Below are 10,500 nucleotides of genomic sequence, written 5' to 3' on the forward strand. Positions count from 1 at the left end.
CATGTTCGAAGAGCCATATGCGCACTGTCTTCCTGCGGGCGTGCCGACCAACTTTGGAATTCAAATGGGTTTCCAGGCGGTCCAGGACAAAAACACGATCGTCTTCGCCTGGGACACCGCCGGCGCCACCCGCGTCATCTATACAGACAATCGCCAGCACATTCCCGCCAGCATCAAACTCTATCAAGGGGACTCGGTCGGGCACTGGGAACGCGACACCCTGGTGGTCTATACGACCAGCCAGGCTGCGGGCTGGTGGGACGCCAGCGGCGCCATCCACAGCGATCAGACGCACGTCGTCGAGAAATTCACGCCGAAAGACTCCAATACCATCGCCTATGAAGCCGTGGTTGAGGATCCGGTGGCATTGACCCGCCCCATGACGGTTACGGATACATTCCGCCGCAATCTCAACGTGCCCGCCGGATTCAAGAGCCGGCCGACCGGGTACGAACAGACTGAGACGGCCTGCGTCGAAGGTGAACAGGATACGATCCTCTACACGGAAACCGGTGGCGGCCTCGCGAAAGACGGCACGCCCGGCCAGGGCGCCCCTCCGGGCGCATTGAGTGCCGGCCGCGGTGGTGGCGGCGGGCGCGGTAGTGCCGGCGGACCTGGTGGCGCCCGCGGTGGTGGCCGTGGCGGTCCCCCTCCTCAACAATAAAGGGGAAGGAACACAAGAAGCACAAAAGGCACAAGAGAGATCACACCCTCTTGTGCCTTTTGTGCTTCTTGTGTTCCTTCCCGCTTTCTTACTTCGCAGCCGGCCGCCCGAAGCGCGATGCATCGATGGCGACGTTTGTCTTCACTTCTTTGATCTGCGCGCTATAACGTCCATCGAGCCATGAGAATTGATACGCGAACGGAAACTTGATCCCGTTCACATCGCGATAATCGGTGTAATCGATCTGCGTCGGAATGCGGCCCACGGGCGAGGGCCCGTACCGGACCATTCGTCGAAGCAGGCCGGTGTCCGGGTCGAAGTATAGAGTCGCGAGCAGATTCCGCGGTCCGCTGCCCTGCACAATCAGGTAGTCCTTATTATTGATGGCTCTTCGCAGCCCGGTGCGCCAGTTCGCGAGAGACTGCTTGATCTGTCCCGGAAACGCCATTTGCGCTTCCAGTCTCTCGCCGTCCAACTCTTCGCCGACCAACTGATAGTCCGCCAGCAAGCCGCGCGGCGTCTTGATCCAGCCGGTGGTGCCGTTGAAAGTCCAGACGCTTTCGCCGCGTTCCGGATGATCTTTGAACGAAATCGTGGTGGCGCGCTGGTTCGGCGCCTTCGCATAGATGGTGAAGTCGCCCTCGCCCCCGAAACCGCCGTAGCCGTTGCTGGTGCCGGTCGCCACAAAACTGGTAAGCGTAGCCAGACGCTGAGCCCCGCCGACAGCCTGAATATATTTGTCCAGGATCTGATCCGCGGTCGGACCACCTACCGATGGAAGCACGACGTCGTCGTCTTCCATTGGAGGAGCGGAGTACAGGTTATCCAATGCGATCGTCGTCTTCGGCGTTTCCTGGTTTCGATGGCAGGTGAAGCACGTTACCCGTTGAACGCCGGCAAAGTGTTCCTTATTTATCGACGCGACCATTTCCACCATCCGCCGCGCGGTTCTCTTCTGCGGCAGCGTGTCGATTACGAAGTCGGCTTTGTCGGAGCCCGCGCCGGGATGACAATCGGCGCAGTCATAGCCGAGACCGGCGGCCATCACGCCCATGGCGGCGATGAAGTCATCGACGGGCAGTTCTTTCAGCGTACTGGTCGTCACGTTCTTAAACACTTCTCCGGCCTTCCGCGTTCCTGCGGGCGCTTGAGGCGCGGCCTTATATACGATTCCAAAACCACTGCAAAGCGACACGGCTATGGCGGCTGTCGCAGCCAGCCGCAACCAGAGTTTCATTTGTCTCCTCCGTAAGATCCGAACAAACCCGAATGGGTACGGAAGATTATACAGAAGCGAAGCTGGAGGGAAAGAGGTGAGGGGCAACTCCCTCCTGTAGCAGCTGTAGCAGGAGGGGAGTTGCTATTCCCGAAATTTCAACTGAGGACTACCGGACCGTGCCTCAATTCTCATTCGATGGCCGTACGACCGCTTTTGGAGCCAGAATCCAATCCGCCTCCTTAAAGATCGCTTCGAGCCGCACCTTGTCGTTCTTATTTGGCAGGACCTGCTCCACATGCGTCTCGTAGTCGTCCTTGGGGAGGATCTCGCCGGTAATGCCATAGGTTTTACCGGCATACTCTCCGATGGACCGGTTGAATTTCGCATCCGGCAAGCGGAGCTTTGGTTGATTTTCCGGTATCCACTTATTCAGCCCCTCGATCAGGCCGGTGACTTCCCTTCGATAATGCTGACGTGCCAGATCGTTGAGCTGATCGCGATCGGGCACCGCGTCTGTCTTCCCTTCATCGTAGCGGCCTTTGAGACCCCAGACATAGAACCAGGACGCCGAGGACGACGCGTCCACCCCAAACAAATCGAGCGCCACAGAGAACCATTTATTGACGTGTTTCTGAATCAGATCGATTGGAACCTTCCCCGCCTGGAGGATTCGGGTCAATCCCGAGTGTCCCGTCAACAGATGAAAAGCCTCCTCTTGCAGCATCGGCGTCATGCTGGCCGCAAGCGGCTTGAAACCGGAATGACGCAGCATCGTCAGCTGATACTTTCCGTCGCGATCCACCAGTTCCGTGTAACAGTAGAAGTCGAGCCAATCCTGCACATCCTGGTTAAAAGCCCCCAGCAGGCGGGTGTTATCGAAAGCGCGCCGTTCCAGAAGTTTTTGCGCTTCGAGCTTCCCGGACGAACCGAAATACTTCACGAGCAGATAGCTCATCTGGGTGCCGTGCCGCATTTCTTCGCGCATGATTTTGACGGCGGCCTGGAGATCGTAGTCGCTTGGCGCGTTGTTCAAGAGTCTGCGCTGCTGCTCTACGGACGCGAACTCCGTATCGCCCTGATATGTGATGAGGTGGAGCAAGGAGTCGCGTACGCGCTGGTCCGGAATCTGAAGCACCGTCTCCCATTTGGGACGTCCGGCATAATCGCCGAACTCGATGACATCGCTCGGCACGGAGCCGAACTTGACCTCGAACTTATAGTCGTCAAATGTCGCGGTATCGAGCCCGATGTCGCGCTGCCATTGCCGGAAATAATCGCTCCAGTCGTCGAACGTACTTATCTTTCCCATAATTACTTCCCTTCGAACTTCGCCACGCGCTTGTCCTTATAAGCGCGTAGTCCCTCGGCGGCGTCTGTACTGGAAAACGCCTGTGCCAGCAGCTCGCGTTCGAACGCGAGGCCTTCCCACTGGCTGCCTTGCAGCCCGGTCTGGATCGCGCGTTTGATGAGCCCGACCGCCTTACTCGGCTTGTTCGGCGCCACAAACTGTCTGGCATAGTCGAGGACCTGATCGAAGAAGTCTTCTCCTTCGAAAATTTCGTTGATCAATCCAAATTCAAGCGCTTCTTCAAAAGCGATCATCCGGCCGGTGGCGGCAAGATCGATGGCGCGAGCCTTTCCGACAAGCCGGGGCAGCCGCTGAGTCCCGCCCATTCCGGGAATCACCCCGAGGTTCACTTCGGCAAGCCCGGTGCGCCCGGCATTCTTCTTGGCGATCCGGATGTCGCACGCCATCGCGATTTCGAGGCCGCCGCCGACACAATGACCGTTGATGGCGGCGATCACCAGTTTGGGTGTGTTCTCCAGACGCGAAAGCGTCTCGTGGCCATAAAGCGCAAAGTGATTCCGGAATTCATTCGTTTCCTGAGCCAGCATGTTGATATCGGCGCCCGCGCTGAAGAATTTTTCGCCGGCGCCGCGCAAAACCATCACGTGTGCACTGGAATCGAAGCGCGCCTTGATGATCGCCTCGTCGAGTTGTTTCAAACTCTCCAGCGTGTAGGCATTCGCCGGAGGATTGCTCAGTTCCAGGATTGCGACGCCGTTTTCAACTCTGTATTCAATTAACGCCATCATTCCCCCCGTGCGACAACAACGGACTTAGTCTCCATGTAGTAGTCGAGCGCTTCCTCACCGTGCTCCTTGCCGAGGCCGCTCTGCTTGACGCCTCCAAACGGAAGCTCGTCAAAAATGATTTGCGGCGAATTGATCCAGGTGTAACCGGCATCCAGGCGGTCGGCTGCCAGAGTCGCTTTGTCGAGATCGCGCGTCCAGATGGAAGAGCCGAGGCCGTAGATCGAACTGTTGGCCTTCTCGATGGCTTCGTCGAAGTTTTTGACACGCATGATCGGGAGTGCCGGCCCAAAAACTTCTTCCTGGACGACTCTCGAACTCTCTTCCACGTCCGCCAGCAAAGTCGGCAGATAGAAATTCCCTTTCGCAAACGCCTCACCTTGCGGCCGCTTCCCGCCGGCAAGAATGCGCGCCCCGCGCTGGACGGCATCCTTAACCTGTTCTTCGACTTCGTCCCGCTGCGCCGCCGTGTGCAGAGGCCCGACGATGACGCCCTGTTCCAGGCCATTTCCAACACGAAGCTTGTCCATCTTTCCAACCAGCTTCGACACAAACTCGTCGTAGATTTTGTCGAACAGATACAGCCGCTTGATCGCCAGGCACGCCTGGCCGCAATTGAAGAAGCGGCCGACCGAGGCAGCGCTGACAGCTTCATCGATATTGGCGTCGTCGCACACGATCATCGGATCGCTGCCGCCAAGCTCGAGCGTGACGCGCTTCACGGTTTGTGCGGCGACTTCCATGACGTGCCGGCCGGTCGATGTGGCGCCGGTAAATCCGATCTTCCGCACGCGAGGATCTTTTAGTAATGTCTCGCCGACGATTCGGGCCGGACCTGGAACGATGTTCAACACTCCTGGAGGCAGACCGGCCTCATGCAGGATCATGACGGCCTGAATGTCGGTCAGAGGCGTGCTGCCCGCCGGCTTGACGACCACGGTGTTTCCCGTGACCAGCGCCGGACCGATCTTGTTTCCAAGCAGCGAAACCGGAAAATTCCAGGGAACGATCGAGCCGCACACGCCGATCGGCTTCTTGATAATCATTCCGTACCGCTTCTCATCGAGCGCGGGAACGTAACCGCCGCGGATGGTTTTGGCGAGCCCGGCATAGTGTTCCAGCGTGTGGGCGAACCGGCGGATCTCCAGAACGGCCTCACGTAGCGGCTTTCCCTGCTCCTGTGTCAGCAGACGAGCGAGGTCTTTTTCACGCTCCATCAACAGATGGGCCGCTTTATAAAGAATCTCCGCGCGCTGGGACGGAGCGACAGCCGACCACCTTTTGAATGCCGACTCCGCCGCGTCGATCGCGAGGTCGACGTCTACCTGAGTCGCGGCCGCGACGCGATCGACGAGTTCGCCGGTCGCGGGATTGCGGATCTCCGTAGTTCCGTGATCGGAAGCATCCCGTTGTTCGCCAGCAATGAATAGTTTCGCCATTGTTTTAACTCAACCAAATGGACATTCCCCGCCTTTCCAAGGCGGGGTGGCTGTGCCACTAATAAAATGGTCCCGTTCCTTGGCGGCGCAGACGGGGCGGTTGGTAACTTCCATCAACAAAATTAAGACCCTTGCCACCTACGGCGTCGCCACCACGACGCCCTTCGTCTCCAGGTAATATTCCAGCGCCTCCGGCCCGTGCTCGCGGCCGATGCCGCTGAACTTCACTCCGCCAAATGGCATTTCGTCGTATCCGATGTGCAGCGAGTTGATCCAGACATTCCCGGCCTGCAGCCGTTCCGCTGCCCGGCGCGCCTTACCAAGATCCTTCGTCCAGACGGACGATCCCAGGCCCCAAGGCGACGCGTTGGCTTTCTCAATCCCTTCGTCAAGATCCTTCACCCTGAAGACCGGCAACACCGGCCCGAATGTCTCTTCCGTGACCACGCGGGAATCGTGCGGGGCGTCCGTCAACAGCGTCGGCAGATAGAAAAAGCCCTTCTCGAATCCCGGCCCGTCCGGCCGCTTCCCTCCGGTCACCACTTTGGCTCCACGTTTAACTGTGTCCACCACCTGGGATTCGATTTCCTCACGCTGCGCCTTCGAGTGCATTGGGCCGAGACGCGTATCCTTGTCGAGCCCGTTGCCCAGCTTCAGGCGCTGCACCTTGCCGGCCAGCTTTTCGACAACCTGATCGTAAAGACTCTCGACCACATACAACCGCTTAACCGCCAGACATGCCTGGCCGCAGTTGTAGAACCGGCCGACCGAAGCGCCGGTGAGTGCCTTATCTACATCGGCGTCCTCGCAGACAATCATCGGATCGCTGCCGCCAAGCTCCAGCGTCACGCGCTTCATCTGGCTGCCCGCCACTTCCATGATGTGTTTTCCGGTCTTGCTCTCACCCGTGAACGCCACTCGCACGACTTTCGGGTTCAGCAAAAGCTCTTCGCCGACAACGGAACCGGGTCCGGTCACAACATTCAAGACACCCTTCGGCAAACCGGCCTGATTCAACAGCTCCACGATTCTTAGGGTCGTGAGCGGAGTGCTTGAAGCAGGCTTCACAATAACCGTGCAGCCCGCGGCGAGAGCCGGCCCGACTTTTGTACCCATCAAGGTGATAGGGAAATTCCACGGAATGATCGCAGCGCAGACGCCGACCGGCTGCTTAAGGACCATTCCATACATCTTGTTATCCGGAAGCGGAACGTAGGAACCGCGGATCTTGGAAGCCAATCCTGCATAGAAGTTCATGCCGTGCAGAAAGTGCTCTATTTCGCGTTGCGAATCGCCGAGCGGCTTACCTTGTTCCCTGGTGAGAAGAACGGCCAGGTCCTGCAGCTCCTTCTTTACCGCTTCAATTCCTTTGGCAATGAATTGCGCGCGCGCTTCAGCGGCGGTTTCCGACCAGGGCAGAAATGCGGCGTGCGCCGTATCTATAGCGGCGCGAACATCGCTTTCATTGCCTTTCGGCGCAGAGTCCACCAGTTCACCGGTGGCGGGATTGATCACGTCATACGTCTGCCCGGAGCTGGAACCTGCCGGCTCTCCGGCAATGAACATTTTCGCCATGCGTTCCCCCTCTTCATATTGTGACAAATCGTCATTAGAAAATATATTGCCGATGCCTGAAGCAGTCAACACGCAGTATACTTCCTATTGATGGACCACGCTGGGTTACTCTCCGAAATCGGAAATCGGGTCCGAACGCGGCGGACGGGCATGGGATGGACGCTGCGCGGGATTGCCGAGAGGTCGGGCGTTTCATCGCGGTTTTTATCCGATCTGGAGGCGGGAAAAGGCAATATCTCTATCTCCCGGCTGGCCGACGTCGCGCGGGCGCTGGATGTGCCGCTGGTTTCGCTGCTGCCCTCGGAGGAAAAGCAGGAGCCGGTGGTCGCGCTGGTCGGCCTGCGAGGCGCCGGCAAGTCGACGATCGGCAAATCGCTGGCAAAACATCTCGGAGTTCCCTTTCTCGAACTGGATGCCCGGATTGAAAAACAGGCCAACCTGTCGCTCGGCGAACTCTTCGCCCTTCACGGCGAGTCCTATTACAAGCGTCTCGCCTACGACATTCTTTTAAAGCTTCTTGCTCAGAACGAGCCGATGGTGATCGCCACAGGCGGCTCAGTGGTGACCGATCCCGAAACCTGGCAGTTCCTGAAGCGGCGGACGCATACCGTCTGGATCAAAGCGACTCCCGAAGACCACTGGAAGCGCGTCCTCGGCCAGGGCGATACACGGCCTATGGCCAATCGAACGTCCGCAATGGCGGAGCTCCGATCCATCCTTGCGCAGCGTTCCCCTGTATACGCAGAGGCCGGCCAGACCATCGATACCAGCTCCACCCGCATCAGCGAGGCTGTCCGGCTGATCGCCGCCGCTATTCGTGAAAAAGGGGAAGGAACCACAAGAAGCACAAGAGGCACAAAAAAGACGTCTGCAACGAATCTCTGAGGCTTCGTTCGAGCTCGCCGGTAAGTGTGGAGGCCGCGCTTCGGTTATTCGGCGTTCGGCGACTGCAACGCCGGTGTTACTATCCTGCGATATGAATTCCGCCATGGACGGCAAACGTGCCGGGAATGAGTAATGAGGCGCTTTTCGTTAATGGTCATGCGAAGGATCGCTGGATTACGCTGATTGCTCTGTTAAAGCTGTTTAAAGGTTTCCTGCTGTTCGCGTCTGGAGTTGGCTTACTTAAGCTCTTGCATCGTGACGTGGCCGATTTTGTCTTGCAATGGATCAATATCCTTCATTTCGATCCGGACAACCGTCACATACAGACGGTGCTTGCGAAGGCCTCAATTATGGATGCGCGCAGACTGAAGGAGCTTAGCGTGGGTTCCTTCTTCTATTCAGGGTTGCTGTTGACTGAGGGTTTCGGGCTGCTGGCGGACAAACGTTGGGCCAGGTATTTCTCAGTCATCGTGACGGCGTCTTTCATTCCGTTGGAGATCTGGGAACTTGCTCAACGCTTCACTGCCGCCAAGACATGCGTCATCGGTCTGAATGTGGCCATCGTGTGGTATCTGATCCGGAAACTCCGAGACGAATAAAAATAGATTCGGTCAACCCGTGACGTGCCGTGCGGCGGCTGCCGCGCCGTCCGTGCGCACAGCGGCGGCGAGGGACGTGGCGCGGACTGCGACTTCGGGGCGAAGGACCTTGTTCAGCGCCGTGACCAGCGATTCGATGGTCGGCGCAGCCGGCGCGTGAGCCACACCGGCGCCGAGTTGATCGACGCGCGCTGCGAAATAATACTGGTCGTATCTTTGCGGCACGACGACCTGGGGGACTCCGGCGTGCGCCGCCGCCGTCGTTGTACCCGCACCGCCGTGATGGACGACGGCCGCGACACGCGGGAAGAGCGCCTGCAGATTGACCTCGGAGATGGACAGGCAGTCGCGATTGTCGTCAAGGGGTGCCAGACCGGCCCAGCCGCTCAACAGAATTGCACGGCGCCCGAGTGTTCTGGCCGCCCCGATCAACGCCCGGCTGGTTTCAGAAGGAGTGTGCGTGCTACCGAAGCCGAAGTAGATCGGCGGTTCACCGGCCGCGAGGAAGGACTCGAGTTCGGCGGACAGTGGGCGTTGATCACGAAGTATCCATGCCCCGGTCTGTGTTACCTGCATGTCCGAGAGCGGCCACGGCGCCAATACCGGGTCTGCCGCCAGTAAGGGTCTGTCCGTGAACATGTAGCTTCGGACGTCGCGGATCGGGTCCAGGCCGGCGGCCGTCCGCTGCTCGTTGAGCGGGCCGCAGAAGAGTTCATTCCAGCGTTGGGCTTGCTGATCCCACAGCCCGCGGTTATCGGCTGGTTCTGCCGGCGGCGGCTGCCCCGGCAATGGAGGCGGCGCATGGTGGGCAGAAGGCAACACGACGGGAGAGTAGGCAGCGAAAAAGTAAGGGATGCTCCGCTGCTCCGCAATCGAACGCGCGGCGTACTGCAGCGCGGTGCTGCCCACGATGACGCCGCAGCCCAAGGCGGCTTCACCAAGCGCCGCGAACTGGCCGGCGATCGTGTCGGTTAATAGCCGCCGAAAGGCCTCCGGCGACCGCTTGGTTATTGCGGCCGTTCCCGCCGCGCCGGCGTGACGCACCGAGGGGCCCACCGGCACGAACGACAGCCCGTAACCTTCGATCCACTCGCGAAAGTCCGGCGGCGCGCACAGCCGCGGCGCATGACCCTGCGCCCGCAATTCCAGGGCAAGCGCCACCATCGGTTGAACGTCTCCACGCGACCCGATTGTCGATAGCAGCACACGCATATCCATTGCTCCTTGTGAGTCACCGGGATTCAAATCAAACTGCGTGCGCAATGTAGCCAACGCGCATCTGCAGTACCAGTCTGTTTTTGCGTTGACGCCGCATCGTATAATGGCTACAGGAACAGCAAAAAAAACGCCTGCAGAGGCGCCGATCGAAGGATCGCCCGCTTGGACAATCTCAAATCGTCCCTTTGGCATGTTGCGAATCTCGTCTGGATTCTCAAGTCCGCTTCAAAATGACAGTCGGTCTCTCAGTAGCGCCGTTAACCTTTCCACGGCCCGTCCGTAATACGCACGAGCGGCCTCAATTAAATTGAACAATAGCGTCAGCCCAAACAGCAATATTCGGCCGGAGCCGGGACGCTTGGTCGTAAGCAATATGCCGGTGAAAACCCTGATCGCCTGGGCATATAGCGTACGGGATTTCCAGATTTCGGGAGGCCCAGGCTGGATCGATTCCACCCACTACGATATCGAGGGGAGGGCCGATGGCAGTCCGAGCCAGGACCAGATAAAACAGATGATGCAAACGCTGCTGGGTGAACGGTTCGGGCTCTCACTGCACAAAGGTACCAAAGAACTCCCAATCTATAGATTGACCCTGGCAAAGGGCGGTTTCAAACTGCGAGCGCTCAAGGAAGGAGACTGCATTGTCTTTGACCCCACGCACCCACCGTTGTCGCCGAAACTGACCGCATCGGATTTCTGCGGGAATCTTACGATGGGACGAGGGTCGTTCGAGGGAACCAGTGCAACGATAAGCGATCTGGCTGTCTCCCTTTCTCAAATCGTGGACCGGACTGTCGTCGACGG

General features: G+C 58.7%; 10 protein-coding genes. 4 read left to right on the forward strand and 6 right to left on the reverse strand.

Annotation, left to right across the window (positions count from 1 at the left end; translation table 11 throughout):
- Positions 1 to 664, forward strand: a 664-nt coding sequence (locus VGK48_11125) for a hypothetical protein (GenBank protein HEY2381718.1), incomplete at its 5' end; no start/stop codon positions are given.
- Between the two features lie 88 nt (positions 665 to 752).
- Here the strand turns inward: VGK48_11125 and VGK48_11130 are convergent.
- The 5 genes from VGK48_11130 to VGK48_11150 all read right to left on the reverse strand — a co-directional run bounded on the left by VGK48_11130 (position 753) and on the right by VGK48_11150 (position 6,991).
- Positions 753 to 1,901 carry a photosynthetic reaction center cytochrome c subunit family protein gene (locus tag VGK48_11130; GenBank protein ID HEY2381719.1) on the reverse strand — a complete coding sequence of 383 codons (1,149 nt, stop codon included), beginning with the start codon at positions 1,899 to 1,901 and terminating at the stop codon, positions 753 to 755.
- 163 nt (positions 1,902 to 2,064) lie between these two features.
- Positions 2,065 to 3,192 carry a Phenylacetic acid catabolic protein gene (locus VGK48_11135; protein ID HEY2381720.1) on the reverse strand — a complete coding sequence of 376 codons (1,128 nt, stop codon included), beginning with the start codon at positions 3,190 to 3,192 and terminating at the stop codon, positions 2,065 to 2,067.
- 2 nt (positions 3,193 to 3,194) lie between these two features.
- Positions 3,195 to 3,980, reverse strand: a complete 786-nt coding sequence (locus tag VGK48_11140; protein ID HEY2381721.1) for an enoyl-CoA hydratase-related protein — start codon at positions 3,978 to 3,980, stop codon at positions 3,195 to 3,197.
- On the reverse strand, positions 3,977 to 5,416 hold the full coding sequence (locus tag VGK48_11145) for an aldehyde dehydrogenase family protein (GenBank protein ID HEY2381722.1): 1,440 nt from the start codon (positions 5,414 to 5,416) through the stop codon (positions 3,977 to 3,979). The genes VGK48_11140 and VGK48_11145 overlap by 4 nt, the downstream gene beginning before the upstream one ends.
- Positions 5,417 to 5,554: 138 nt before the next feature.
- A complete protein-coding gene (locus VGK48_11150) occupies positions 5,555 to 6,991 on the reverse strand; it encodes an aldehyde dehydrogenase family protein (GenBank protein HEY2381723.1) in 1,437 nt (478 codons plus the stop codon).
- Positions 6,992 to 7,081: 90 nt separating this feature from the next.
- On the opposite strand from VGK48_11150, the gene VGK48_11155 reads away from it, so the two are divergent.
- Both VGK48_11155 and VGK48_11160 read left to right on the forward strand, forming a co-directional pair.
- Positions 7,082 to 7,876, forward strand: coding sequence for a shikimate kinase (locus VGK48_11155; protein HEY2381724.1), 795 nt, complete (start codon positions 7,082 to 7,084; stop codon positions 7,874 to 7,876).
- 125 nt (positions 7,877 to 8,001) lie between these two features.
- The gene (locus tag VGK48_11160) at positions 8,002 to 8,475 is read left to right on the forward strand and encodes a DUF2127 domain-containing protein (protein ID HEY2381725.1); all 474 of its coding nucleotides are present in this window, start codon (positions 8,002 to 8,004) and stop codon (positions 8,473 to 8,475) included.
- Positions 8,476 to 8,487: 12 nt separating this feature from the next.
- Here the strand turns inward: VGK48_11160 and VGK48_11165 are convergent, their stop codons facing one another.
- Complete coding sequence (locus tag VGK48_11165; protein ID HEY2381726.1) at positions 8,488 to 9,687, reverse strand: glycosyltransferase; 1,200 nt, start codon at positions 9,685 to 9,687, stop codon at positions 8,488 to 8,490.
- Between the two features lie 313 nt (positions 9,688 to 10,000).
- On the opposite strand from VGK48_11165, the gene VGK48_11170 reads away from it, so the two are divergent.
- Positions 10,001 to 10,500, forward strand: a 500-nt coding sequence (locus VGK48_11170; protein ID HEY2381727.1) for a TIGR03435 family protein, incomplete at its 3' end; no start/stop codon positions are given.

Source organism: Terriglobia bacterium (assembly GCA_036496425.1).
GTDB lineage: Bacteria > Acidobacteriota > Terriglobia > 20CM-2-55-15 > 20CM-2-55-15 > 20CM-2-55-15.